Annotated in this window: 25 protein-coding genes; 22 read left to right on the plus strand and 3 right to left on the minus strand. The window is 64.2% G+C overall.

Features of this window, described 5'->3' with window-relative positions; genetic code table 11:
• The first annotated feature begins 21 nt into the window (after nucleotides 1–21).
• The 8 genes from ASD80_RS10440 to ASD80_RS10475 all read left to right on the plus strand — a co-directional run bounded on the left by ASD80_RS10440 (nucleotide 22) and on the right by ASD80_RS10475 (nucleotide 7,630).
• Complete coding sequence (locus tag ASD80_RS10440) at nucleotides 22–474, plus strand: iron-sulfur cluster assembly scaffold protein (RefSeq protein WP_056232462.1); 453 nt, start codon at nucleotides 22–24, stop codon at nucleotides 472–474.
• Nucleotides 474–785, plus strand: coding sequence for a membrane protein insertion efficiency factor YidD (yidD, locus tag ASD80_RS10445; protein WP_056232464.1), 312 nt, complete (start codon nucleotides 474–476; stop codon nucleotides 783–785). The genes ASD80_RS10440 and yidD overlap by 1 nt, the downstream gene beginning before the upstream one ends.
• Nucleotides 786–1,029: 244 nt before the next feature.
• Nucleotides 1,030–3,012 (plus strand): threonine--tRNA ligase, encoded by a 1,983-nt coding sequence (gene thrS, locus ASD80_RS10450; protein WP_056232466.1) that lies wholly within the window; start codon nucleotides 1,030–1,032, stop codon nucleotides 3,010–3,012.
• Complete coding sequence (locus ASD80_RS10455) at nucleotides 3,012–3,242, plus strand: hypothetical protein (protein ID WP_056232468.1); 231 nt, start codon at nucleotides 3,012–3,014, stop codon at nucleotides 3,240–3,242. The genes thrS and ASD80_RS10455 overlap by 1 nt, the downstream gene beginning before the upstream one ends.
• Before the next feature lie 140 nt (nucleotides 3,243–3,382).
• Nucleotides 3,383–3,814 (plus strand): alternative ribosome rescue aminoacyl-tRNA hydrolase ArfB, encoded by a 432-nt coding sequence (gene arfB, locus ASD80_RS10460; RefSeq protein ID WP_056232470.1) that lies wholly within the window; start codon nucleotides 3,383–3,385, stop codon nucleotides 3,812–3,814.
• Between the two features lie 56 nt (nucleotides 3,815–3,870).
• Nucleotides 3,871–5,217, plus strand: a complete 1,347-nt coding sequence (locus tag ASD80_RS10465; RefSeq protein ID WP_056232472.1) for a UDP-glucose dehydrogenase family protein — start codon at nucleotides 3,871–3,873, stop codon at nucleotides 5,215–5,217.
• Nucleotides 5,218–5,226: 9 nt separating this feature from the next.
• Nucleotides 5,227–6,237 carry an NAD-dependent epimerase/dehydratase family protein gene (locus ASD80_RS10470; protein WP_056232474.1) on the plus strand — a complete coding sequence of 337 codons (1,011 nt, stop codon included), beginning with the start codon at nucleotides 5,227–5,229 and terminating at the stop codon, nucleotides 6,235–6,237.
• The gene (locus ASD80_RS10475; protein WP_056232476.1) at nucleotides 6,227–7,630 is read left to right on the plus strand and encodes a hypothetical protein; all 1,404 of its coding nucleotides are present in this window, start codon (nucleotides 6,227–6,229) and stop codon (nucleotides 7,628–7,630) included. Before ASD80_RS10470 ends, ASD80_RS10475 begins: the two co-directional genes overlap by 11 nt.
• Nucleotides 7,631–7,783: 153 nt before the next feature.
• On the opposite strand, the gene ASD80_RS10480 is transcribed toward ASD80_RS10475, so the two are convergent.
• Nucleotides 7,784–9,592 carry a hypothetical protein gene (locus tag ASD80_RS10480; RefSeq protein WP_056232479.1) on the minus strand — a complete coding sequence of 603 codons (1,809 nt, stop codon included), beginning with the start codon at nucleotides 9,590–9,592 and terminating at the stop codon, nucleotides 7,784–7,786.
• Nucleotides 9,593–9,662: 70 nt separating this feature from the next.
• Here ASD80_RS10480 and ASD80_RS18745 point away from each other — a divergent pair, with 70 nt between their 5' ends.
• Nucleotides 9,663–10,496: an LCCL domain-containing protein gene (locus ASD80_RS18745; RefSeq protein WP_156460405.1), complete on the plus strand. Its 834-nt coding sequence runs from the start codon at nucleotides 9,663–9,665 to the stop codon at nucleotides 10,494–10,496.
• Nucleotides 10,497–10,669: 173 nt separating this feature from the next.
• On the opposite strand, the gene ASD80_RS10490 is transcribed toward ASD80_RS18745, so the two are convergent.
• Nucleotides 10,670–11,653 (minus strand): hypothetical protein, encoded by a 984-nt coding sequence (locus ASD80_RS10490; RefSeq protein WP_056232483.1) that lies wholly within the window; start codon nucleotides 11,651–11,653, stop codon nucleotides 10,670–10,672.
• A 164-nt stretch (nucleotides 11,654–11,817) separates the two neighbouring features.
• Between ASD80_RS10490 and ASD80_RS10495 the strand changes: the two genes are divergently transcribed.
• The 4 genes from ASD80_RS10495 to ASD80_RS10505 all read left to right on the plus strand — a co-directional run bounded on the left by ASD80_RS10495 (nucleotide 11,818) and on the right by ASD80_RS10505 (nucleotide 14,910).
• Nucleotides 11,818–12,390 carry a nitroreductase gene (locus ASD80_RS10495; RefSeq protein ID WP_056232769.1) on the plus strand — a complete coding sequence of 191 codons (573 nt, stop codon included), beginning with the start codon at nucleotides 11,818–11,820 and terminating at the stop codon, nucleotides 12,388–12,390.
• Nucleotides 12,391–12,488: 98 nt separating this feature from the next.
• Nucleotides 12,489–13,292, plus strand: coding sequence for a transglycosylase SLT domain-containing protein (locus tag ASD80_RS10500; protein ID WP_056232484.1), 804 nt, complete (start codon nucleotides 12,489–12,491; stop codon nucleotides 13,290–13,292).
• Nucleotides 13,293–13,466: 174 nt separating this feature from the next.
• Entirely contained in the window at nucleotides 13,467–13,619 is a 153-nt protein-coding gene (locus tag ASD80_RS18750) for a hypothetical protein (protein ID WP_156460406.1), read from the plus strand.
• A 109-nt stretch (nucleotides 13,620–13,728) separates the two neighbouring features.
• Nucleotides 13,729–14,910, plus strand: coding sequence for a DUF2336 domain-containing protein (locus ASD80_RS10505; protein ID WP_210168428.1), 1,182 nt, complete (start codon nucleotides 13,729–13,731; stop codon nucleotides 14,908–14,910).
• Nucleotides 14,911–14,952: 42 nt separating this feature from the next.
• Here the strand turns inward: ASD80_RS10505 and ASD80_RS10510 are convergent, their stop codons facing one another.
• Nucleotides 14,953–15,729, minus strand: a complete 777-nt coding sequence (locus tag ASD80_RS10510) for an NAD kinase (RefSeq protein ID WP_056232488.1) — start codon at nucleotides 15,727–15,729, stop codon at nucleotides 14,953–14,955.
• A gap of 293 nt (nucleotides 15,730–16,022) precedes the next feature.
• On the opposite strand from ASD80_RS10510, the gene ASD80_RS10515 reads away from it, so the two are divergent.
• The 9 genes from ASD80_RS10515 (at nucleotide 16,023) to ASD80_RS10555 (ending at nucleotide 25,114) form a co-directional block, all read left to right on the plus strand.
• The gene (locus ASD80_RS10515) at nucleotides 16,023–16,586 is read left to right on the plus strand and encodes a transglutaminase-like cysteine peptidase (RefSeq protein WP_056232490.1); all 564 of its coding nucleotides are present in this window, start codon (nucleotides 16,023–16,025) and stop codon (nucleotides 16,584–16,586) included.
• A gap of 317 nt (nucleotides 16,587–16,903) precedes the next feature.
• Nucleotides 16,904–17,296, plus strand: a complete 393-nt coding sequence (locus tag ASD80_RS10520) for a hypothetical protein (protein WP_056232493.1) — start codon at nucleotides 16,904–16,906, stop codon at nucleotides 17,294–17,296.
• Between the two features lie 386 nt (nucleotides 17,297–17,682).
• Nucleotides 17,683–18,426 carry a sugar transferase gene (locus ASD80_RS10525; RefSeq protein ID WP_244488977.1) on the plus strand — a complete coding sequence of 248 codons (744 nt, stop codon included), beginning with the start codon at nucleotides 17,683–17,685 and terminating at the stop codon, nucleotides 18,424–18,426.
• A gap of 302 nt (nucleotides 18,427–18,728) precedes the next feature.
• Complete coding sequence (gene gmd / locus ASD80_RS10530) at nucleotides 18,729–19,790, plus strand: GDP-mannose 4,6-dehydratase (protein ID WP_056232496.1); 1,062 nt, start codon at nucleotides 18,729–18,731, stop codon at nucleotides 19,788–19,790.
• Nucleotides 19,790–20,731, plus strand: coding sequence for a GDP-L-fucose synthase (fcl, locus tag ASD80_RS10535; RefSeq protein ID WP_056232498.1), 942 nt, complete (start codon nucleotides 19,790–19,792; stop codon nucleotides 20,729–20,731). The genes gmd and fcl overlap by 1 nt, the downstream gene beginning before the upstream one ends.
• Nucleotides 20,728–21,690, plus strand: coding sequence for an NAD-dependent epimerase/dehydratase family protein (locus ASD80_RS10540; RefSeq protein ID WP_056232500.1), 963 nt, complete (start codon nucleotides 20,728–20,730; stop codon nucleotides 21,688–21,690). Before fcl ends, ASD80_RS10540 begins: the two co-directional genes overlap by 4 nt.
• Nucleotides 21,687–22,955, plus strand: coding sequence for a glycosyltransferase family 4 protein (locus tag ASD80_RS10545; RefSeq protein WP_056232502.1), 1,269 nt, complete (start codon nucleotides 21,687–21,689; stop codon nucleotides 22,953–22,955). The genes ASD80_RS10540 and ASD80_RS10545 overlap by 4 nt, the downstream gene beginning before the upstream one ends.
• A 39-nt stretch (nucleotides 22,956–22,994) precedes the next feature.
• Complete coding sequence (locus ASD80_RS10550; protein WP_056232504.1) at nucleotides 22,995–24,068, plus strand: polysaccharide pyruvyl transferase family protein; 1,074 nt, start codon at nucleotides 22,995–22,997, stop codon at nucleotides 24,066–24,068.
• Nucleotides 24,068–25,114: a glycosyltransferase family 4 protein gene (locus tag ASD80_RS10555; protein WP_056232506.1), complete on the plus strand. Its 1,047-nt coding sequence runs from the start codon at nucleotides 24,068–24,070 to the stop codon at nucleotides 25,112–25,114. Before ASD80_RS10550 ends, ASD80_RS10555 begins: the two co-directional genes overlap by 1 nt.
• The last annotated feature ends 9 nt before the right edge of the window (nucleotides 25,115–25,123 follow it).

Consider the following 25,123-nt stretch of genomic DNA (forward strand, 5'->3'; position numbering starts at 1 on the left):
AGAAACAGAATTGTGCGTTTGATGGAACTTAGCGATCTCTATTCCCAGAAGATCCTCGACCTTGCGGGCAATGCGCCGCAGCCTGGGCGGCTGGCGCAGCCCGATGCCAGCGCGCGCAAGGTGAGCCGGGTCTGCGGCTCGATGATCGAGGTGGATGTGCAGGTGCGGGACGGCGTGATCACCGGCTATGGGCACGAGATTTCGGCCTGCGCGCTGGGGCAGACCTCGGCGGCGGTGGTGGCGCGGGAAATTGTCGGGACACCGGTAGGCGAATTCCGGGAAATCCGCGAGAAAATGCACGCCATGCTCAAGGAAAATGGCGCGCCACCCACGGGCAAATGGGACGATCTGCGCTATCTCGAACCGGTGCGGGACTATTCGGCGCGGCATATGTCGACGCTGCTGGTGTTTGATGCGGTGGTTGAGGCAATCGAAAAAGCCGAGTCGATTGAATCGGTTGCGGCGGCAAGCTGATGGATCGAGTCATCGCCGGGTTCTGGCGCGTGGTGGACCTGCCGTTCAAATTTGCCGCCGTGCTGCTGATCAGCCTTTATCGCTATACGTTCTCGGCTTTCATGGGGCGGACCTGCCGGCATTTGCCGACCTGCTCGGAATATACGCGCGACGCGATCTGGCAATTCGGCTTCTGGCCGGGAGGCTGGATGGGGCTGGCGCGGTTCTGGCGGTGCCGGCCGGGGGGGACGCATGGCTATGATCCGGTGCCGGAAGCGGTGCCGGAGCAGGGGCGGTGGTACGCGCCGTGGGGGTATGGGCGGTGGCGGTAATGGTGCCACGCCCTTGTGGTTCGAGGCTCGCGAAGAGCTCGCACCTCACCATGAGGGCTACTTTGAACTCAGCGCTAACAGTAGCCCTCATGGTGAGGCGGGAGCGGAGCGACCCTCGAACCACGAGGGCGTGGCTTTGCGGCTGGAATTGCGCGGAAACCGTGCTAGACAGGCCGCCTTATCGGATTGAGCCGACACATAATCCGATATCACCCGCCAATTGTGGCGCTCTGGAGTATGAAAAATGACGATCAAGGTGACGTTCCCCGACGGTGCAGCTCGCGACTATGCGCGTGGCACGACCGGGACCACCGTGGTCGAATCCATCTCCAAGAGCCTGGCCAAGAAGACGGTGGCGATGCGCTGGAACGGCGTTTTGTCCGACCTGTCGGATGCGCTGGAAGAAGACGGCCGCATTGAATTCGTGACGCGGGACAGCGGGTCCAAGGACGTGCTGGAACTAATCCGGCATGATGCGGCGCATGTGCTGGCGGAAGCCGTGCAGGAGCTGTGGCCGGCAACGCAGGTGACGATCGGGCCGGTGATCGAGAACGGCTTCTATTACGACTTCAAGCGGGACGAGCCGTTTTCGGAAGAGGATTTTCCGGCCATCGAGAAGAAGATGGCCGAGATCATCGACCGGGGGGCGGCCTTTACCAAGGAAGTGTGGACGCGCGACCAGGCCAAGGAATTTTTCCGGGCGCGGGGTGAGGCGTTCAAGGTGGAACTGGTGGATGCCATTCCGGCCGACCAGAGCCTCAAGATGTATAAGCAAGGCCAGTGGATCGACCTGTGCCGCGGGCCGCATATGCGGAGCGTCAAGGATGTCGGGCCGGCATTCAAGCTGACCAAGGTGGCGGGCGCCTATTGGCGCGGCGACAGCAACAATCCGGTGCTGAGCCGCATCTATGGCACGGCCTTTGCGACCAGGGACGAGCTGGATGCCTATCTGCATATGGTGGAGGAGGCCGAGAAGCGCGACCATCGCAAGATCGGGCAGGAAATGGACCTCTATCACTTCCAGCCGGAAGCGCAGGGGTCGGTGTTCTGGCACCCGAAGGGCTATGTGCTCTATAACCAGATGGAGGCCTATATCCGCCGCCGGTTGAATTCGTCGGGCTATGTGGAGGTGAAGACCCCGCAGCTGATGAGCTCCAAGTTCTGGGAGGCTTCGGGCCACTGGGGCAAGTATCGCGAGAACATGTTCGTGGTGCCCGATGAAGTGCCCGGGACGGAAGAGGAAGGGCCGGTTCTGAGTGGCACGGGCGAGCTGATGGCGCTCAAGCCGATGAACTGCCCGGCCCATATCCAGATCTTCAACCAGGGCATCAAGAGTTATCGCGATCTGCCTTTGCGCATGGCGGAATTCGGTTGCTGCCATCGCAATGAGGCGCATGGCGCGCTGCATGGGCTGATGCGCGTGCGGCAGATGACGCAGGACGACGCGCATATCTTCTGCCGCGAAGACCAGATCCAGAGCGAGACCGAGCATTTCGTGCATCTGCTCTATTCGGTCTATGGCCATATGGGCTTCGACAATGTCGTCATCAAACTCGCCACGCGGCCGGAAAAGTTCGGCGGCACCATCGAGCGGTGGGATGCGGCGGAAAAGGCGCTGGGCGATGCGCTGCGGGCGACCGGCTATGATTTCGAGATCGCCGAGGGCGAGGGGGCTTTCTATGCGCCCAAGCTGGAATTCCACCTCAAGGACGCCATCGGGCGCTCGTGGCAGGTGGGGACGCTGCAGCTCGACTATGTGCTGCCGGAGCGGCTCGACGCGACCTATGTGGCCGAGGATGGTTCGCGCAAATATGCCGTGATGCTGCATCGGGCGATTTTGGGATCGCTGGAGCGGTTCATCGGCATGATGATCGAGAACTATGCCGGCAGGATGCCGATGTGGCTGGCGCCGACTCAGGTCGTCGTGGCGACCATCGTGTCGGAGGCGGATGGCTATGCCGAAAAGCTGGTGAGCCAGCTCAAGGCGGCGGGCATTCGTGCCGAACTCGACATTCGCAACGAGAAGATCAACTACAAGGTGCGCGAACATTCGGTCGGCAAGGTGCCGCTGCTGTTCGTGGTGGGCAAGCGCGAGGCCGAGGAGGGTACCGTTTCCGTGCGCCGGCTCGGCACCGAGGGCCAGAAGGTGGAGCCGTTCATGGATGCGCTGGTGGCGCTGATGGCGGAAGCCACCGCGCCCGACCTCAAGGCGGCAAAGGCAGCCTGATGCCGCAGCGGCCGTCCAATCGCGAAATCAAGGCCCTGACGCATCTCGGCGAAGAGAATGCGTTGGGGCCGGGCGACTTCAAGGATATCGGCGAGAAGGTGTTTGCCGGCATGCTGAAGAAGGGCTGGGTGGTGGAGGCCGAGGGGTTGCCGGGAAAGTATCGGGCGACCATCAAGGGGCTGACGGTGCATGAAGGCGAGATTATTTTCGCCGGAAGGTATCGGAACTAGCGGCCGGAAGAGTCTTTGTTGGATACCCCCTCCTAGGCTCCCCTGAAGGGGGAGGAACAGATCGGGGATTGGGTTCGATTGTGCCACGACCTCGTGGTTCGACGGGCTCACCATGAGGTCTACTGAGGACTCGTTGCCTGATGCCTGATCCCATTGTCATCACCCGATCCATCGCCATCGATCCCTCCGAGATCGAGGAGACGTTCGTGCGGGCGGCGGGGCCGGGCGGGCAGAATGTCAACAAGGTGTCGAGCGCGGTGCAGTTGCGGTTCGATCTCAACAATTCGCCCAATATTCCCGAGGGGATGAAGCGGCGGGTGGCGGTGCTGGCGGGGAAGCGGCTGACCAAGGATGGGGTGATCGTCATCACGGCCAATTCGCATCGCGACCAGCCGATGAACCGGGCCGATGCGCTGGAGCGGCTGGTGGGTCTGCTGGTGGCGGGGTCGCATGTGCCCAAGGCGCGGGTGGCGACGCGGCCGACGCTGGCCAGTAAAAGGCGGCGGCTCGAGGGCAAGTCGATCCGCTCGGAGGTCAAGAAGCTGCGCGGCAATCCATCCGACACGCAGTAGCGACAGGGACGCGGGCCGCCGCTATCATGGCGGTGTAGTTGCAGGAGGTCACAGCGATGAAGATCGCCATTGCTGGCGCCGGTTATGTGGGGCTGGTGACCGGGGCATGCCTCGCCGATTTCGGTCATGATGTGGTGTGTATCGACAAGGACGCGGGCCGGATCGCGGCGCTGCGGCGCGGGGAAATTCCGATATTCGAGCCTGACCTGGCCGGCCTGGTCGGGACCAATCTGGGCGCGGGGCGACTGTCGTTTACCAGCGAGCTGGCGGGGGCGGTGGCGGGCGCCGAGGTGGTGTTCATCGCTGTCGGGACGCCTTCGCGGCGTGGCGATGGCCATGCCGACCTGAGCTATGTGCATGCGGTGGCGCGCGAGGTGGCGGCGAGCGTCAGCGGCTTTACCGTGGTCGCCACCAAATCGACCGTGCCAGTGGGGACGGGGGACGAGGTGGCGCGGATCATCGCGGCGGCCAATCCTGAGGCCGACGTGGCCGTGGTGTCCAACCCGGAATTTCTGCGCGAGGGCGCGGCGATCGAGGATTTCAAGCGGCCCGACCGGATCGTGGTGGGGGTCGAGGACGAGCGGGCGCGGGCCGTGATGACCGAGGTCTATCGGCCGCTTTATCTCAACCAGGCGCCGCTGGTATTTACCGGGCGGCGCACGGCGGAGATGATCAAATATGCCGCCAATGCGTTCCTGGCCATGAAGATCACCTTCATCAACGAGATGGCCGACCTCTGCGAGGCCGCGGGCGCCGATGTGCAGCAGGTGGCGCGGGGCATGGGGCTGGACAACCGGATCGGGGGCAAATTCCTGCATGCGGGGCCGGGCTTTGGCGGGTCGTGCTTTCCCAAGGATACGCAGGCGCTGGTGCGGATCGGCGAGGATTTCGGCAGTCCGATGCGGCTGGTCGAGACCACCATCGCCATCAACGAGCAGCGCAAGCGGGCCATGGCGCGGCGGGTGATCGCGGCTTGTGGCGGGGAGGTGCGTGGCAAGACCATCGGCGTGCTGGGGCTGACCTTCAAGCCGAATACCGACGATATGCGCGAGGCGCCGTCGATCGATATTGTCAGGGGGTTGCTCGACAAGGGCGCGCGCGTGGTGGCCTATGACCCGCAAGGGATGGCGGCGGCGCGGGCGCTGATAGAGGGGCTGGAGTGCGGCGAGAGCGCCTATGATGTGGCCGAGGGGGCGGATGCGCTGGTGCTGGTCACGGAGTGGAACGAATTCCGTTCGCTCGACCTGGCGCGGCTCAAGGCGGCCATGGCGGCGCCCGTTCTGGTGGACCTGCGCAATGTGTATCGGCATGACGAGGTGGCGCGGCATGGCTTTGCCTATACGAGCATCGGGCGGCCGGTGGGTGCGGGCGATGGCGGCGGGCTGGCCGATGCGGCGGAATGAGAGCATGACGTGAAGATATTCGTTACCGGGACGGCCGGGTTCATCGGGTTTCACCTGGCGCGGCACCTGCTGGCTGCTGGACATAAGGTGACCGGTTACGACGGGGTTACCGATTATTACGACCCGGCGCTGAAACGGGCGCGGCTAGCCCTGCTGGCGCGGGAGGACGGATTCGTTGCGGTCGAGGGCATGCTGGAGGATGCGGCGGGACTGGGCGCGGCCCTGGCGCGGAGCGAGGCGGAGATCGTGGTGCATCTCGCGGCGCAGGCGGGGGTGCGATACAGCCTCGAAGCGCCGCAGAGCTATGTGCAATCCAATGTGGTGGGCACGGGCAATCTGCTGGAGGCCATGCGGGCTGCGCCACCGAAGCATTTCCTGTTTGCCTCGACCAGTTCGGTCTATGGCGGGAATACCAAACTGCCTTTTGCCGAGACGGACCGGGCCGACGGGCCGGTGTCGCTTTATGCCGCGACCAAGAAGGCGGGGGAGGCGATGGTGCATTCCTATGCCCATCTGTTCGGCATCCCATCGACCTGCCTGCGGTTTTTCACGGTCTATGGGCCGTGGGGCCGGCCCGACATGGCGCCGATCAAGTTCGCCACGGCGATCCTCGAGGGGCGGCCCATCGATGTCTATGGCCACGGGCGGATGCAGCGGGATTTCACCTATATCGACGACCTGGTGGCCGCTATCGACAGGCTGAAGGACAGTGTGCCGGAACTGGGCAGGCCGGTGGCGCATGACAGCCTCTCGGCGGTGGCGCCGTTCCGGGTGGTCAATATTGCCGGGGGCAAGCAGACCGAGTTGATGGATTTCATCGCGGCCATCGAGGCGGCGCTGGGGCGGAAGGCGCAGCTCAACCTGCTGCCGATGCAGCCGGGGGACGTGGTGGCAACGCAATCGGACACGGCGCTGTTGCAGGCGCTGATCGGGCAATTGCCGGAAACGCCGGTGCCGGTCGGCGTGAGGCGGTTTGTCGAGTGGTTCAGGGATTATCGTGGAGTGCGTGATGCCGGGTAGCAGCCTCAAATTCGGGACGAGTGGATTGCGCGGGCTGGCAATGGAGCTGGGAGGGCAGGCGACGCGGCGCTATGTGGCGGCGTTCCTGCGGCATCTGGCGGCGCGTGGTCAAGGCGCGGGGCGGCGGGTGTTTATCGGGCGGGATTTCCGGGCGTCGAGCCCGGCCATTGCCAGGGATTGCGCGGCGGCCATTGCGGCGGCGGGCATGGAGCCGGTGGATTGCGGCACGATCCCGACGCCGGCGCTGGCGCTACATGCCATGGCGGCCGGTTGTGCTTCGGTCATGGTCACCGGCAGCCATATTCCGGCGGATCGCAATGGGCTCAAATTCTATCTGCCCGATGGCGAAATCAGCAAGGCGGACGAGGAGGGCATCATGGCGGCGCTGCGGGACGAGACCATCCCGGACCTGGCAGGCGGCGTGGCGGACGAAGCCGCGGCGGCAGAGGAGCGCTATGTCGCGCGCTTTGCCGGATTGCTGCCGGAGGGCGCTCTGGCGGGGTTGCGGATCGGGGTGTTCGAGCATTCCACGGTGGCGCGCGATCTGTTGAGCCGCATCCTGCGCGGTTTCGGCGCCGACACGGTCGGCCTGGGCCGAAGCGAGGCGTTTGTCGCGGTCGATACGGAAGCCTTTGGCGACGGGGTATTCGCGCCGCTGGCTGGCTGGGTGGCGGAGCACAGGCTGGACGCCATCGTGTCGGCCGATGGCGATGGCGACCGGCCGCTGCTGATGGACGGGCAGGGCGACTTCGTACGCGGCGACGTGCTGGGGCTGATCGCGGCGCGCTATCTGGGCGCGCAGAGCGTGGTGACGCCAGTGACCTCCAATTCGGGGATCGAGCGGACCGGGGCGTTTTCGCGGGTCGTCCGGACCCGCGTCGGCTCGCCCTATGTGGTCGAAGCCATGGCGGCCGCGCCGGGCTCGGTCATCGGGTTCGAGGCCAATGGCGGGACCTTCGTGGGCAACAATGTCAAGGCGGCGGGGGCGGCATTGCCGCCGCTGGCGACGCGCGATGCGGTGCTGCCACTGCTCTGCGCGCTGGGGCTGGCGGCGGCCAAGGGCCGGAGCGTGGCCGAGGTGGTGGCGGATTTGCCGTTGCAGCACGCGCTGGCCGACCGGCTGCAGGACGTGCCGAGCGATCGCAGCTCGGCGTTCCTCGCGCGGCTGGCGGCGGACAAGGATTATGCAATGCGGCTGTTCGCGCCGCATGGGATCGCGGGGCTGTCGCAGATCGACGGGCTGCAATTCCGCACCGATGCGGGCGACATGGTGCATTTCCGGGCGTCGGGCAATGCGCCGGAATTGCGGTGCTATGTCGAGGGAAGCAGCGAGGCGGTGGCGCGGGAACTGCTGGCCTGGGGCATGGCGGTGGCGGCGCGGGAGGTGGCGTAGCCGGGTGATGACGACAGAAGGAGGCTCGGGCCAGGACGCCCATCCGCCCTGCTGATGGCGCAGGCCGGGGACAGCGGGATTGGGACGTCCTGGACGTGATCTACCCGTCGCGGGGCGGGAATGGAAAGGGCCGCTGCGAAGCGGCCCTTTCGTTTATTTCGCGCTGGCGTCGATGGTGACTTTGCCGATGAGGACCGCGGGGTCGTCCTCGGCGGCCATGAAGTCCATCAGGCCGAGGCCCGGCGGCTGCTTGGCGGTCATCTCGATGGTCAGGTATTTGGCCTTGCCGCTGACGAAGGCATTGAGCGCGGCGCCGACCTTCTGGGCTTCCGCAGCGCCGGCCAGCAGGCCGATCACGGTGCCTTCGGCGAGCCCGGCGAAGACCGGGCGCATGGTGGCCGGGTCGGACCCTTGGTCGGCGGCAGCGCGCGCCAGGATGATGTCGGAGAGGCCGCTATCGGTCACGTCGAGCTTGAGGTTGCTGATGGCGACGCCCATGGCGGCCATCAAGGCCTGGTTCGTGTCGACACCGAACAAGGCCTCGGTGGCATTGGTAATGGTGCCGGCCAGCTTGACGGTGGCGAGGTCGGCGCCGGTGACGGAGATGTCGTCGATGGCGATGGTGTCGTCGGCCTCGTTCCAGGCGGCGTCGATGGTGAAACCGGCATCGATGCTGGTGACGCCCAGATCGATCAGCTGCTGCAACTGCTCGTCATCGGTGGTTTCGGGCAGTTGGACGAGGATGTTGCTCGCCGTGGTCAGGATATCGGTGGGAATGCCGTTGAGATAATCGGCGAGCGACAGGTCGAAGCTGCCGATGCTGGCCTGGATGCGTTCGCCGTCGGCGTCGGGATCGGGCACGTCGACAGCGACATCGCTGAACGAGAAGCCGGCGAAGGCGGGAATGAGCGCGCGGGCATTGGCTTCGAGCCAGTCCTCGTCAATCGCGGCGGGCGCCGCCTGGATGGCGGCGATCGGGGAGGAGAGGTCCATTTCCTTGAAGGTAATGTTGCCCACCTGCACCGAACCGTCGCCCTGGACATCGACATTCAGGCCGTCCAGCGAAATGGCGGGATAGACGCCGGGTTGCATGCCGCCCATGGTCATGCCGGCAATGCTGAAGTCGATCGCCTGGCCTTCATCGTCGATGCCGGAGCAGTCGAAGCCGCCGAATTCGGCAGGGGACGACTCGAAGGCGGTGAACATGTCCGCATACAAATGCAGGAGAGTCCCGACCTGCTCGGGAGAAGGATCATCGCCGGAGGTTTCGAGGGATTCGACCAGGGTCATGATCTCGCCGAAGGAATAGTTCAGCGGCCGCGCCTTGAATTCGGCGGCGCTCATCGCGCCGATGGTGCAGCTGGCTTCGGGAGATTGGAGGGTGCCGCCCGCGAAGCTGAAATCGGTATAGATGGTCTGGAGGTCCGTGCGGCCGGCGGCATCGACCAGGCCGTACATGCCGAGCACGCCGGCGATATTGAAGCTGGAGGCGGCGAGCGTGCCGAATTCGGCGCTGCCATTGTCGCCGGCCTGGATGCTCATGCCGGAGAGGCTGACCGAGGCGGCCGTGCCATCGGTAATCTTGGACAGGACCAGATCGGAGAAGGTCACCGTCGCCTCGCTGGCCTCGCCGTCGATAGTGGTGGTGGCGGAGAGGGTGATCTCGGGGATGGTGATGCTGTCGGCAGTGAGGCCGGCGAGTGCATCGGCATTGTCGACCAGATTGCCGCTGAAGATGGCGCGCAGGGTTGCTTCATCGACATTGGAATCGACGGCGTCGATGGTGGGAATGTCGACGCTGACCTCGTGGGTTGCGCCGGCGACCTCGGTTTGCGCGGGCGGGGTGCCCTTGTTCTTGACTTTCTGGGCCAAGGCACCGCCGGCCGGCAAGGCGACGCTCAAGAGGCAGGCTGTGGCAAGAATGCCCAGGCGCTGCCGGGATTTGGTGCTGAACGGCGTCATGGTGTTTCTCCCGCTTTCTCGTGGCTGCAATCTGGGGCATCGGCCGCGCCGCTTCAATAGGCAAACGCGCTTGTCAGCGGCGGCGCTCCGGGCAATATTGCGCGTCATCGTTTCCAGCCATGAGCATGATACCGTGTGGTTCGTTTCCGTTGCCAGGGTTCTGCCGGTCGTGGCCATGACGCTGTTGCTGGGGCAAGCCGCCCTGGCGCAGGGCAATGGGCAGAGTTCGGCGAAGCTGGGCTCGCCGGCTGTCGCGGCGCCCGCCCGAGCCCAGCCCGATCCGGGAACGCTGTTCGCCTTTTCCGACGCCATTGGGCAGGTGCGCCAATTTTCGGTGGTGGGCAGCAGGACGGGCAGCGTGTGGGGTGATGGCGTCTATACCAGCGATTCCGTGCTGGCGGCGGCGGCGGTGCATGCCGGGCTGCTGGCGCCGGGCGAGAGCGGTATCGTGTCGGTCGAAATGGTCGAGGGGCTGGACGCCTATGAAGGCGCCGAGCGCAATGGGGTGACCAGCCTATCCTATGGCCGCTGGAACGTGGCCTATCGGTTTATCGGCGTGGCCGCGATCAACGCCACGGTGGCGCTGCCCGATCCGGGTGACCTGTCGGGCTTTCGCGGCCAGAACGGGGTGGTGCTGACATTCGAGGTGACGGGCGAGGCGTCCGGCGCCGTATGGGGCGACGGGGTCTATACCGATGATTCCCGGCTGGCGGCGGCGGCGGTGCATGCCGGGCTGTTGCAGCCGGGGCAGACCGGGCTGGTCGGGGTGGAAATCCTGGCGGGGCAGGCGGCCTATGCCGGGGCCGAGCGCAACGGGGTCTCGTCGGGGGCCTACGGGAATTGGCCGGGCAGCTTCCGCGTGGTGCCGCTGAGCGGCAAGGCGACGAGCAAGCTCTCGAACTGAGATTCCGGTTTCAGAAACTCTGCCGCGTCCCTTCTTCGTCATTGCCCGGCTTGTCCGGGCAATCCATTGCTCCACATACGCTGGAAGATGGATCACCCGGACGGGCCGGGTGATGACGATGGTTGGGATACCGGGAGGAAACCCGCATTGTGGGCGAGCGGGATGGGCCAGCCTCAATAGACCGTCGTGAGGACTTCGATTTCGCGGGCGGACCCGGCCTGGACTTGGAATTCGCGGTTGAAGACCTGCCCGCCCTGCTTTGCCAGCACAAGGTATTCACCTTCGGCCAGAACGGTGGAGGGGAAGGCGCCGAGTTCGGAAAATACCGTGGCGCCGTCGGCGGTCTTGACCGTCCATTCGACGTCGGCGATGGCCTCGCCGCCCGGTTCGGAGACCAGCTTGAAGGCGATCTGGCTGGCATGGTGGTAGAGGGTGGCGTCGGTCAACTGGCCGGCCTCGACCCGCAGATCGGCGCGGACCACCGCATTGGTCGTGCCGAAATACGATACGATGTGGTAGGTGCCGGCATTGAGGGTGATGATGTCGTTGGGCTTGAGCCCTTCGGCCACCAGGGCGCGATCGGTCTCCTCGCCGGCGGTAAAGACGTCGAATTTCAGCAGGCCGACGGGAATGGCGATATCGCCGGTGACGGCGGAATTGAGCCGTAGCGCACCGGCATCGAGAACGAAGGTCTTCTCGTTGGCGCCGGGAACGACCGACAGCGCCTCGCTGGTCTGGGCCCGGCCATAGGCGAGGTGGACCACATATTCGCCGGGCGGCAGATCGACGGTGGGAGCGCCCAGGTCGGACTTGGCGACCAGGGCGAGCTCGCCGCTGGCATCGGGCTTGGTATCAAAGATGCGCCAGACCACGCCATCGGGAATGGGCGCGCCATCGGGGGTGATGCGGGCGGTGAGGGTGACCGGCTGCGGCACGGAGGTCAGGGCCGCGATGGCGTCGGTGGCCGGCGTGGCGGCGCCGGGCTCGACCGCGGGGGGCTGGGCGGGCGGCAGGCTATCGGGGTCGGGGCGCGGGCGCGGCATGGGCGGCATTTCGGCCGCCGCATCCTGCGCGAAGGCAACAGCGGGGACCGATTGGGAGGCAGGCGCCGCGATGGCCAGCACAAGCAGGAGGGCGAGTAGTGGTCGCAAGCGCATCGGGTCTCCGCCAGGCTGGCTGAATCAATTTGCGCCCTCTTAGGACGCGATTGGGGAAAAGCTGTGTCACAGACAACACGCGAAGAAAACACCCGATGGCGGCGGCGGTGGATTTTGCTCCGGCTTCTGGGTACTTGTCGGGCCAGCCAATGGAGAGTCTGCCCATGCCTGCCAATGCCGCCCTGCGTGACTATCTGCTGACCCGCCGCTCGGTCGGCATTGCCTTTCTGAAAGAACCGGGACCGACGCCGGCGGAACTCGAACAAATCCTGACCATCGGGACGCGAGTGCCCGACCATGGCAAGATCACGCCGTGGCGGCTGATCGTCATCGAAGGCGAGGCAAGGCAGCGGGCGGGCGAGAAACTGGCCGAGATTGCGGCGCGGAACAATCCGGATCTGGATGCGGCGGGGCTGGAGATCGAGCGGCAGCGCTTCCTGCCGTCGCCCTTGACCATCGGGGTGATCTTTTCGCCCAAGTCGCATCCCAAGGTGCCCGAATTCGAGCAGTTGCTGTCGGCGGGGAACGTGGCGTTCAACCTGGTCCATGCGGCCCATGCGCTGGGCTTTGCGGCCTCCTGGGTGACACGGTGGTATGCGTTCGACGCGGAAGCCGCGGCTATGCTGGGCGCGCGCGAAGGCGAGCGTTTCGTGGGCTTCGTGCATATCGGCACGCCGACGGCCGTCATCGAGGACCGGCCGCGGCCGGCGCTGGCCGACATCGTCAGCCGGTTGTGAACAGGTATTAACGCTTCGGTCGCATTGGTTAACAGACTGTTAGCGTTTGCCGCGCTCTACTCGCAGATCAATCCATCTGTGAGTCGAGCCACCAATTCATGGGCGTCCAGCCAATTTCCGTTCCCCAGAGCCTGGCCTATGTGCTGACGGCGGCCGGCGACCGGAACGGCGTGGATTTCGACTACCTGCTGCAGACCGCGATGCGCGAGAGCAGCCTCGATCCGCAGGCCAAGGCGCAGACCTCATCGGCGGTGGGCCTGTTCCAGTTCCTCGAAGGCACCTGGATGCAGGTGATGAAGGAGGAAGGCCCGCGCCTGGGCTATGGCGATATCGCCGATAATATCGAGCGCTCGTCGGACGGGGACTATTTCGTGCGCGACCCCGCCAAGAGGGCGGAAATCCTCAAGCTGCGGGAAGACCCGCAGATCGCCTCGGACCTGGCGGCGGCCTTCACCAAGAGCAATGGCGACTACCTGAGCCAGCGTTTCGGGCGGATGCCCAGCGCAGGCGAGCTCTATATCGCCCATTTCCTGGGCGCGCAGGGCGCCGAGCGGATGTTTACCGCCGGGCTGCAGGACCCGGACCAGGTTGCCGCCGATCTCTTTCCCAAGCAGGCCGCGGCCAACCGGTCGATCTTTTATGCCGATGGCCATGCCAGGACGATCCGCGAGGTCTATCGCGCCCTGGTGTCCAGGCATGAAGGCGGGGAGGCCAGCGCGCCCTTCGTGGCCCAGCAGATGGCCGGCCAGCCCGTGGTGCCCGAAGCGCCGCTGGTTCCTTCACGGTTTTCGCCGGAAAACATGTCGTTTACCGGGTTGTTCAAGAACGAAATCGAGGATTTGCCGGCCACCGGCACGGGCGGCGAGGGAGGGGCGTTCTTCACGCAGCTCTATGCGCGTTAGCAACGATGGCGTGGCGCAGGCGTTTACCTATTTGTAGCCATTCTCAAAGAAGGGATGGGGCAAAGGGCAAGTCGATACAAAGCAATACAGGCGCATAGATAGAACCTTAACAAATAGATCGCGTAACTGGGGGCGTAGGGTAGAAAGCCTGTAGCCGACGCCAAGGAGGCGGAGATGAACCGGACCGTTGCCGTTGTGAGCGCCGAGCACCTGCTGCTGCCGCGTGGCTGGATCATCCTGGGCATGGCACTTTCGAGCTGGGCGCTGTTCGTGGCCCTGGCCGCGGGCATGAACCAGCTTTTCCTGGTGCTGCTTTCCTCGGTCTGACCGCGCCGGCCGTCTGCGGCCGGTTATGGTGAACCGTTCCTTAAGCCTTCCCTCCTAGGGTGGACTTCGCCGATGTGCGGAGAGTGGAATGGTTGCGTATCAGGAGTTCGTGTCACTGTCCCGATCGCTCGACAGCGAGGAACGTGGCAGCGCGGCTCACCTTTCGGCAATTGCCTATCTCAACCATGTGGGGCCGGCGGACGAGCAGGCCGCGCTTTATGCGGCGCTGATCGGGTTTCTCGACGATCCCTCGGTCAAGGTTCGCGCGGCGCTGGCCTATGGCCTGCTGCATTCGAGCGAAGCACCGCGCCCGATCATGCTGGCGCTGCTGCATGACAGCGCGGTGATCGCCCGCGCCGTATTGCAATATTCTCCGGTGTTGATCGATGCCGATCTCATCGGCCTCGTCAAGACGCTCGACCTGCCGATGCTGGTGGCGGTGGCCCAGCGCACGACAATGAGCCCGCGGCTGGCGGCGGCCATCATGGCGCGCGGTCATGACGCGGTCACGCTGCGCCTGCTTCGCCGGCGGGACATCGCCTTGGGCGATGCGCTGCTGAGCGACCTCGCCGCCACGCGGGCGGACCATGCCGAGATACGCGGCGCGCTGCTGGCGCGAACCGACCTGCCGGCGGCGGCGCGGCTGCTGCTGGTGCACAAGGTGGGCGAGGTGCTGCGCGGCGCACGGATCGTCAAGGGCGCGGTGGCCGAGGACCGCCTGAACCGCATCCTGCGCGATTGTGGCGACACGGCCCTGTCGGCCATCGGCGAGCGCGAGGCGCTGCGGACGGCCGGCGCCGGCTATGTGTCCGAGCTGATCGGGACCGACCGGGTCAATACCAGGATATTGCTGCATGCGGTGGTGACGGGGCATGTGATGTTCTTCGCCGCCTGCCTTGCCGAGCTGGCACAGGCGCCGCGCGACAAGGTTTTCGGCCTGCTGGAAAATGGCAGCCGGGCGGCGCTCAACGCCCTGCTGGTGCGTTGCGGACTGGGGGAGGGGGTGCGCAACCTGCTCGCCCGGCTGGTCTTGCATGCGCGGACCAGCGACCTGGCCGACGACGCAGCGGCGCGCCACTATGTGGTGACCGCGCTGACCGAGGAACTGATCGCCGAGCATGGCGGGGTCATCCCCGAGGATCTGGAAGAGGCCTTCGCCTATCTCAGCGAACAGAACATCCTGCTGGCCCGCAAGGCGGCGCGGGGCGTGATGGCGGCATTTGCCGGAGAGGCCAGCGGAGCGATGGCGCTGCCTGGAATGGAGCCGCGGCTGGCGCTGCCGGCGGCCTAATGGCGGCCTCATGCTTCGCCGGTGGGTGGGGCGATATCCGGACTAAAACCTGAACTGTTCGCTCAGTACGCGCTCTTCCAGGCTAGTGCCGGGGTCGAAGAGCAGGGTGACGGCGTGGCTGCGGTCTTCCCGGACGGTGACTTCGAGAATGTTCTGGAACTCGACATTGTCGGCCACGGCGCTGACCGGGCGCTTGGCGGCCTCGCGGGTGATGAACTTGACCTCGGCCCGGTTGGAGAGGATGGCCCCGCGCCAGCGGCGCGGGCGGAAGGGCGATATGGGGGTCAATGCCAGCAGTTGCGCCTCGATCGGCAGGATGGGGCCGTGGGCCGACAGGTTGTAGGCGGTGGAGCCGGCAGGGGTCGATATCAGCACGCCATCGCAGACCAGCTCGTCGAGCCGGGTCTCTCCATCGACGATGATCTGGATCTTGGCCGCCTGGTAAGTCGAGCGGAAGAGCGAGACCTCGTTGAGGGCCAGCGCCTCCTGGGTGTGCCCCGAAGCATCGAGCACCTGCATCGACAGGGGATAGATGCGCGTGCGCTGCACGGCGGCGAGGCGGCTATCGAGGCCATCCTCGGAAAAGGTATTCATCATGAAGCCGACCGAGCCGAAATTCATGCCATAGACCGGAATATCCGATCGCATGACGCGATGCAGCGTCTGCAGCATCAACCCGTCCCCGCCCAGCGCCACCACGACATCGGCCGCGTCGATGGGATGGTCGCCATAGCGCGCTCTGAGGCGGGCGGCGGCGGCATCGGCATCGGAGGTGCCGTTGGTCACGAAACAGATGCGATCAGTGGGCTGGCTGGACAAGGATGCGCTCCGCTCGGGGTATCGCGCCTGCCTATCATGCGGCGCGCAACGGGGCCAGCCGCCAGCCGGCGGGCCAGGGCCGCCGGGCCTGCGGCATTTGATTCAAGTTTGACACGAGCTTGAGCCGAATTGCGACGCCGGTTTCAACCCGCCGGTCGGTGCCCTGGCCTATCAGGCTGAGCCAGTCGGGACCGGAATCCCGGCAATTGAATAAAATTGTATCGAATTTTCGAATTCGACAGCAATTTGGCGCGCGCATCCTGGTGACATCAACTCATCAGGGATGGCCTAAAATGAACCTCAAGCTCACGGCAGTCGTGACTGGCCTTGCAATGGCAGTCAGCCTGTCCTCCATCGGCGCCGCCGCCGCCTACACGCCCAGCAAGGTCTCCAGCTTCGACCTCGTGACCCGGACCGCCGCCATCACGCCGCTGTCGCTGCAGTTCTTCTGCGCCCAGAACAAGAGCGAATGCGCGGGAGGCGGCCGCGGGCAGGTCACCATGTCCCCCAATCTCATGGCGGTGCTGAAGCAGATCAACGGTCACGTGAACCGCGCCATCACGCCGGAACGCGATACGGCCGATGTCTGGGAACTGAACCCGACCAGCGGCGACTGCGAGGATTATGTATTGTCCAAGCGCAGCGCGCTGATCCGCCAGGGCGTGTCGGCCGGCGCCCTGCGCATCGCCTATACCCATACCCGCCGTGGCGAACCCCACGCGGTGCTGGTGGTGCGAACCAGCCAGGGCGACTATGTGCTCGACAACCTGACGAACTCGATCAAGACATTGCGGGCCTCGGGCTACAATATTCGCACGATGTCCTCGCCCAACCCGACCCGCTGGACTGCCGGCTGACCATTGCGTCCTGGCGATTGCCCCCGGATTACTTCCGGGGGCAATCTTATTTCGGCCCCAATGGCCTGCAAGAAACGCATGACAGCTAACCTTTCCATGCGTGGCAAGCATGCCCCGAAAACCTTTTTCGGAACTGTTTTCCAGGAAAATTGTTTAGCGTCATAGAGTTGAGTTGACGAACGGTCGCAGGGTTGCTGTTTACCTTGATGGCGCTCCGCTGTTGCCGGGCCGGTAAACGAAGCTTAAACAATCGTTGACTACAGGGCTCGCGACAAGCTAAAAATGGCTTTGCGGCCAGGGATTTGAGGAAGATTAACATGCGTAAGCTGATCATGACTTTCGCGACGGCTGGTGTGCTCAGCGTGTCAGCCTTGTCGGCCGCCAATGCGGCCCCGGTGCCGGGTTTCGAGGCTCTGTACCAGGCGGCGTTCGCGGCCTGCACGCCCACGGGCGGCGTGGCGGCCAACCCGGCTGCCTGCGAAGCGGCAATCAACGCCTACTCGGCTGCGCTCATCGCCGCCGGCGTGGCGCCCACGGTGGCCTTGGCTTCCTTCACCGAACTGCGCGCAGAAGTGACTGCCGCTGGTGGTGGTGACGCCATCGAGGCGCTGTTCGAAGAATTGCTGCCCGAATCCGGTTCGGTTGCGCCGCCTCCGGGCGACACGCCTCCGGCCAATGATGGCAGCGGCACTCCCGCCAGCCCGACCTGATTGCAATACGGTTTTTAAAAGAGGCGCGATGCAAGTCGCGCCTCTTTTTGTTTGTGCCGGGCCGGCTTTTGCGGCGCTGCTGCCTCCGGGGGGTCTGCCATGAGGCAGGCGCATAGCTTCGGATTGGCATATTTTTTTGAGAAATCGTGGCTCTTTCGTTCCGAGTGCCACCCTTTTGTCGTGATTCTGGAAGTATTTTCTGAGTGTCATTAATGATGACACGCGATGTCATTGGGCGGGGCTTGGAAAAAGTTTAAAGTTTGGTAACCTAGTTTTGCGGCGTTTGAACTTTAGACAGTGAGTGGCTGTCCAGATTTGTGAGTATTGCAGTGAACAGTTTTGCGCACTCCGAAAGTCAAACCCCTTCTGCTTCACTCGGCGAAGCCGTGATCACTGACGGCACGTCGCTCGGCGAGCTCGATTTCAACTGGGCGTCAAAGCGCGCGCTGGGCTCTACTCAGAGCGGACTGACTTTATCATGGTCGCATGGCGCACCCGAAGCGGCGCCGGTGTCGACGATGCGCAATGCGCAACTGGTGGGCAAGCGGCTGTTCGATATTGTCGGCGCCTCGCTGGCACTGCTGCTGCTGCTGCCGCTCTTCGTCGTGGTCGGCATCGCCATCAAGGCGACCAGCCGCGGGCCGGTCTTTTTCCGCCAGTTGCGGGAAGGCCGGGGGGGCGCGCTGTTCACGACGCTGAAATTCCGCTCGATGAAGCTCGAAGACTGCGACGATACCGGCGTCACGCAGACGCGGAAAGATGACCCGCGGGTCAGCTCGATCGGCCGGTTCCTGCGCCGGACCAGCATCGACGAGCTGCCGCAATTGCTCAATGTGGTTGTGGGCGACATGTCGCTGGTCGGGCCGCGCCCCCATGTGCGCGGCATGGAAGCGGGCGGCAGGCCCTATCGTGAGCTGGTGCCCTACTACGACGCCAGGCTGGCCATGCGCCCCGGCATTACCGGCTGGGCCCAGGCGAACGGGCTGCGCGGCTCGACCGCCGATGCGCGGCTCGCCATCAGCCGCATCGATCACGACATCGCCTATATCCAGAATTTTTCGCTCTGGCTCGATGTAAGGACCCTGATCGACACGGTTCGCCACGAGTTCATCGGCGGGTCGGGCGAATAAGGTCGACTGCTTCACCTGTAACCATCGCATATCCCCAAGGATGCTGGACAAGGCGAAGGGGCCGGTCACCCCTTTGCATGCGGCCGGAACAGTGTCGGGAAGTATCAATTTGCCTTCAATACAGTGTGTGCCGGAAGGTTGTCGGGACGTTTCTTTGGCATGTGCAGAAGACCAGTGTGAGCAGTCACCAAATAGGAACCTTGTCTCGATAGTGTCAGGAAAACGTCATGGCGTGCCTGCTGAAATGGCATCCAGTGACAGAGCGGCGTCGCTGCGAAGCAGCACGGTATTGGAGTAGCTGAATGCGTAAAGTTGCGTTGGTAACGGGTATTACCGGGCAGGACGGGGCCTATCTGGCTCAGTTGCTGCTCGACGAAGGATATGTGGTGCATGGGGTCAAGCGCCGCTCGTCTTCGTTCAATACCGGGCGCATCGAGCACATCTATCAGGATCCGCACGATCCCGACCCGCGGCTCATTCTGCACTATGGCGATCTGACGGACGCGACCAATCTCATCCGTATCGTGCAGGAATGCCAGCCGGACGAGATTTACAATCTCGCGGCGCAAAGCCATGTGCAGGTTTCGTTCGAAACGCCTGAATATACTGCCAATTCCGACGGCATCGGCACGCTGCGGCTGCTGGAGGCCATTCGAATACTGGGTCTGCAGAACAAGACGCGCTTCTACCAGGCGTCCACATCCGAGCTGTATGGCCTGGTGCAGGCGGTGCCGCAGAGCGAAACCACGCCTTTCTATCCGCGCTCGCCCTATGCGGCGGCCAAGCTCTACGCCTACTGGATCGTGGTGAACTACCGCGAGGCCTATGGGATGCATGCCAGCAACGGCATTCTGTTCAACCATGAAAGCCCGCTTCGCGGCGAAACCTTCGTGACCCGCAAGATTACCAGGGCGGTTGCGGCCATCAAGCTAGGCCGGCAGGAACGCCTCTATCTGGGCAATCTGGATGCGCAGCGGGACTGGGGCCACGCGCGCGAATATGTTCGCGGCATGTGGCTGATGCTGCAGCAGGACAAGCCCGACGACTATGTGCTGGCGACGGGCGTCACGACGCGGGTGCGCGATTTTGTCGGCTGGGCCTTCGAGGATGTCGGAATCGATATCGAGTGGCGCGGCGAAGGCGTCGACGAGAAGGGCTATGATATGGACACCGGCCGGTGCCTGGTCGAAGTCGACGCGCGCTATTTCCGACCGACCGAAGTCGAACTGCTGCTGGGCGATCCGAGCAAGGCGCGCCAGCAACTGGGATGGGAACACCAGACTTCGGTTCGCGAGCTGGCGGCCGAAATGGTGCGGGAAGACCTCAAGGTTATGCAGACCTCGCCGGTCATGAAGGAAGCCTGATGTATCGGCTTGAGGGACGAAGGGTCTGGGTGGCCGGACACCGGGGCATGGTTGGCAGCGCCGTGGCGCGGCGGCTGGCCTCTGAGGGTTGCGAGATCGTTTCGGCGGATCGCAATATGGTGGACCTCAAGCGCCAGGCGGATGTGGAGGCCTTTGTCGGCGATGCCAGGATCGATGCCGTGGTCGTGGCGGCGGCCAAGGTCGGTGGAATCCTCGCCAACGAGACCCAGCCGGCCGAATTCCTCTACGACAACCTCATGATCGAAGCCAATATCATCGAGGCGGCCCATCGGGCGGGCGTGGATCGCCTGCTGTTTCTGGGGTCGTCGTGCATCTATCCGAAATTCGCGGCGCAGCCACTGACCGAGGATGCCTTGCTGACGGGGCCGCTCGAGCCCACCAATGAATGGTATGCGGTGGCCAAGATCGCCGGCATCAAGCTGTGCCAGGCCTATCGCGCGCAGTATGGACGCGACTACATTTCGGCAATGCCCACCAATCTCTACGGTCCGGGCGACAATTTCGACCTCCAGTCCAGCCATGTCATGCCGGCGCTGATCCGCAAGGCGCATGAGGCCAAGCAGGCGGGTGCCAGTTCGATCACGGTATGGGGCACCGGTACGCCGCGGCGGGAATTCCTGCATGCGGACGATTGCGCCGATGCCCTGGTCTTCCTGCTGCAGCAATATTCGGCGGCGGACCATGTCAATGTCGGCTTCGGCGACGATATCAGCATCCTGGACCTTACCCGGCTGGTCTGCGAGGTCGTCGGCTTCGAGGGAGAGATCGTCCACGATCTTACCAAAAAGGACGGAACGCCCCGGAAACTGATGAGCAATGCCCGCCTGCGTGAATTGGGCTGGGCGCCGCGGATTTCCCTGCGGGACGGAATTGTGGAGACCTACAACTGGTTCCTCGCCAATCAGGAGCGTTGGCAATGAGCCATACGGCAGTCATCTTTGGCGGGTCCGGCTTTTTCGGCACCCATCTCGCCCGGCAACTGGCTGAAGACCCTGCGGTGGAGCGCATCGTGCTGGCGGATATGCGCGAGCCGCGCTTTGCCCATGCCAAGGTCGACTTCGTGCATTGCGACGTGCGCGGGCCCATCGACATCGCGGTTGCGGGCGAGGTGGTCATTTACAATTTCGCCGCCGTGCATACCACGCCCGGCCATGAAGACTGGGAATATTACTGGACCAATGTGCGGGGCGCGATCGAGGTCTGCCGTTTCGCGGACCGGGTCGGAACCACGCGGCTATTCTTCACCTCGACGATGGGCATTTACGGGCCGCAGGAAGACCGTGTCGATGAGGACACGCCGCCGCTGCCGGTGACGGCCTATGGCAAATCCAAGCTGCTGGCCGAGAAGATTCATGAAGACTGGCAGGCGCGCGATCCGCAGCGGCGGCTGGTGGTGATGCGGCCCGCAGTGACCTTCGGGGAAGGGGAAAGGGGCAATTTCGAGCGCCTGGCCGGCCTCCTGCGCAAGGGGCGCTTCGTCTATCCGGTTCGCAAGGACACGATCAAGGCCTGCGCGCCGGTCGAGGAAATGCCGCGATGCCTGGCCTATATGGCCAGCTTCGACGAACCGGTCATCCGGTTTATCTTCGCCTATCCGGAACGGACGACAACCGAGGATATCAACAAGGCCTTCCACGACGCGGCGGGCTACCGACTGCCTGGCATCGTGGTGCCGGGATGGCTCATCTATACGGCAGCGTTCGGTTTTGAAATTCTGGGTAGACTGGGGTTGCGCACGTCAATCAACCGGGCGCGCGTCCGCAAGCTTGTCCAGTCCACCAATATCTATCCCAAGGAGCTGGTCGAGCGCCAATGGCGCTTCGAGTTGCCGCTGACCGAGGCGCTGCGGCGCTGGAACGAAACGAACGGTTTCCGATGACACAGACTTTCGACGCCACCTTCAAGATCGTTTTCCACGACTATGGCGGGCATGCCTTTACCGCGCATATCGCCCGTGAAATGGCGCGGCGCGGCGTGCGGACGCATTACATGTCGTTTGGCAGCTTCGCTACGCCGAAGGGCAAGGTGGACGGGCGAGGCGGCGATCCGGAATTGTTCAGCGCCGAGCAGTTGAGCATTTCGGCACCCTTCGACAAGGAAAACCTGATCCGCCGGCGGCAGCAGCAGATCGAATATGCCCGCGTCGCGGCGGCCAAGGTGCTTGAGCAAAAGCCGGATGTCGTCTTCTCGTCCAATTCGCCGCTCGAAGTGCAGCAGCACCTGATGCGGGCCTGCCGCACCATCGGCGCCAAGTTCGTGTTCTGGGTGCAGGACATCCATAGCGAGGCCATCGGGCAAATCCTCGGGCGCAAGAATGCCCTGCTGGGCCGCTTGGCCGGTTCCTATTACCGGATGCTCGAGCGCCGGCTGCTACGGCAGAGCGACGGCGTCATCGTCATCTCCGAAGCGTTCAGGGATATGCTGGGCGGCTGGGGGCTGGACGCTGCGCGCATGACGGTGGTCGAGAACTGGGCGCCGCTGGAAGACATACCGGTATTGCCGCGCGACAACGACTGGGCCTTGCGCCACATGCGCGCCGACCGCACCCGCATCGTCTATTCGGGCACCATGGCTCGCAAGCACAATCCGGACATGCTGCTGCATCTGGCGCGGAACCTCGACGTGGATGTCCACCTGTTCTCCGAGGGCGTCAACGCGGACTATGTGCGGCGGAGCGCGGCGGAGCAGGGGCTCGACAATGTGTTCGTCCAGGGCTGGGTGCCGGTGGATGACCTGCCCGGCATGCTGGCGGGTGCCGATATCCTCTACGCCGTGATCGAGCGCGAGGCGGGGGCATTCTCGGTGCCCTCCAAGGTGTTGTCGTATCTGGCGGCGGGCCGGCCGATCCTGGCGTCCATTCCGGCGGAGAACCTTTCCAGCCGCAAGATTGCCCGGGCCGAGGCGGGCCTGGTATCCTCGCCCGACGATGTCGAGGCGCTGCTGGCCGATGCCCGCACGCTGCTGGCCGATGCCCAACTGCGCCAGCGCATGGGGGCCAATGGCCGCCGTTATGCCGAAGCCGAATTCGACGTCACCGCCATTGGCGAGCGGTTCGTTACCATTATCGAAGAGGCCATGGGGCAGCCGCTGAACCAGCCATCACCGCAACCTGTTGCGCCGATCGGCGCCCGCTCTTCCGCCTGATCCGGCAGCGACCTGCCACTATCGAGGGTATTCATACATATGTCTTCTGCACCGCGCGTCGCGCTCGTGTCCGGCTTCTGGGGCCAGAATATCGGCAACGCCTTTTTCAATGTCGGCGGCCACTGGATTTTGCGCCAAATCTTCGGCGAGGATAATGTCGCCTTCATCCAGGACCAGCCCGGCTACCGCACCTTCCACAAGCAGGAAACCGGCAATCCACACAACGACATCGAGCTGCTGCGCTTCCTCGATGTCGACTACATCGTCATGCAGGGCCCGCTGATGACGGTGTCGCTGGAAAAGCTGTGGCGGCCGACGCTGGAAGCTCTCACCGCGCGCGGCACCAAGATCATTCTGCTCGGCGCCGCCTTCTTCAAATATACCGAGGCCGAGTTTACGGCGGTCAAGGCATTCCTGGCCGAGTTCAAGCCTGCCGTTATCAGCACACGCGACAGCCGTTCCTACGAAGTGCTCAAGAGCTGGGAGACCGATATTCCGCTCTATGACGGCATGGACAGCGCCTTTTTCGTGCCCAAGGCGTATAAGCCATTCGACTTTGCCGTCGACCGCTACCTGGCGCTCAATTTCGACCGCTTCCCCGAACCCGATATCAAGCTGGCGTCGACGCGCGACACGGCGGCGACGCATGCATTCGAGCATCGCGGCAAGTGGTGGAACCTGCACGTTCCCAAGCTGCAGGACTATCTCTCGCACAAGGGCAAGGCTGTGGCCTATCTGGGGCACCTGCTCGACCGGCGCAAGCTGCCGACCGAGGTGGATGGACTGATGGTCATGCGGCCCGAGCACCGGGTCAATCCGCATATGACTCGCAAGATTTACCAGCATCCCAACGCCGTCGCCTCGGACGAGCCCTGGACCTATTTCAACATCTACGCCAATTCCGAATTCGTGCTGGCCGACCGCGTTCATGCCTGCGTGGCGGCGTTGGCCTATGGTCGCGAGGCCATGCTGTTTACCCCGTCGCCTCGCCAGGCGCTGTTTGCGCGCGTCGGCGCGACGGATATTCGCGCGCGGCCGGTCAGGCTCGACATGGACTGGCTGGAACAGGAGCGGATGGATGAGGTGGCGTGGCTGAAGGACAAGTTGAGCTGATGACCCGATCGCCGGCGATCCATTTCGTCTGCGTCACGCCGCCGCCAGTCACCGGCATGACCAATGTTTCCGCCGCAATGGCCATACGTCTGGCCGAGAAATATCCGGTCGTCGGGTACCGCATCAATCGGCCGGAGGGGATATCAAATCGCCGCTGGTCGGCGACCAAGCATGTCCGGCTGATTGCCGGCGCAATGCAGGCCGCCCTGCGGGCCCGCAACGGGGACTATGTCTACATGACGCCCGATTCCGGGAATGGGCTGATCGGCAGCCTGATCATGCTGGCGATGCTGCGCATCATGGGCCGGCAAGTAGTCATGCACCATCACGTGTTCAGCTATCTCAACGAAACGTCCCTGGTCAGCCGGCTGTTCTTCCGGATCGCGCGGCATGGTGTGCGGCACATCGTGCTGTGCGGGCGCATGGGCGAGCTGATGCAGAGCCGCTATGGCGGCGGGTTCGAGGTGGTGGTGCAGTCCAACGCCGCACTGGTGGGTGCCGCTGCCAGCCGCCCCGAACGCCTGGCGCTGCGAACGATCGGCTACCTGAGCAACATCACGACCGACAAGGGCATCGACACGTTCCTGGCGACCGCCGAGCAACTGGCCGATCGCTATCCCGATCTCAAGGTTCTGATCGCCGGCCCCGCCGCCAGTGAAGCGGTGCGGGGGCTGGTCGAGCAGTTCGTGGCAAAGAATACGAAGAACCGGCAATATCTCGGGCCGGTCTATGGGGCGGACAAGGCGAAGTTCTTCGAACAGGTCGATGTGCTGCTGTTTCCGACGCGCTACAAGAACGAGGCCGAGCCGCTGGTGATCTTTGAAGCCGCGCGCGCCGGAACCCTGGTGATCGCCAGCGATCGGGGGTGCATCTGTGAGCAGATCGCCGACCGGGATCTCGTCGTTCCCGACGCTGACGACTTCGTGCAGCGCGCGGCGGGGCGTGTTGGTACGTGGATCGACGATCCGGCCGCTTTCGCCACGGCGTGGCGCACAACCGAGTCGATGCGGACGCCGCCCGACCTACCGGCGCTGCCGATAGGATGAACATGCTGA

The organism is Devosia sp. Root635 (genome assembly GCF_001427605.1).
In the GTDB taxonomy this organism is placed as follows: domain Bacteria; phylum Pseudomonadota; class Alphaproteobacteria; order Rhizobiales; family Devosiaceae; genus Devosia.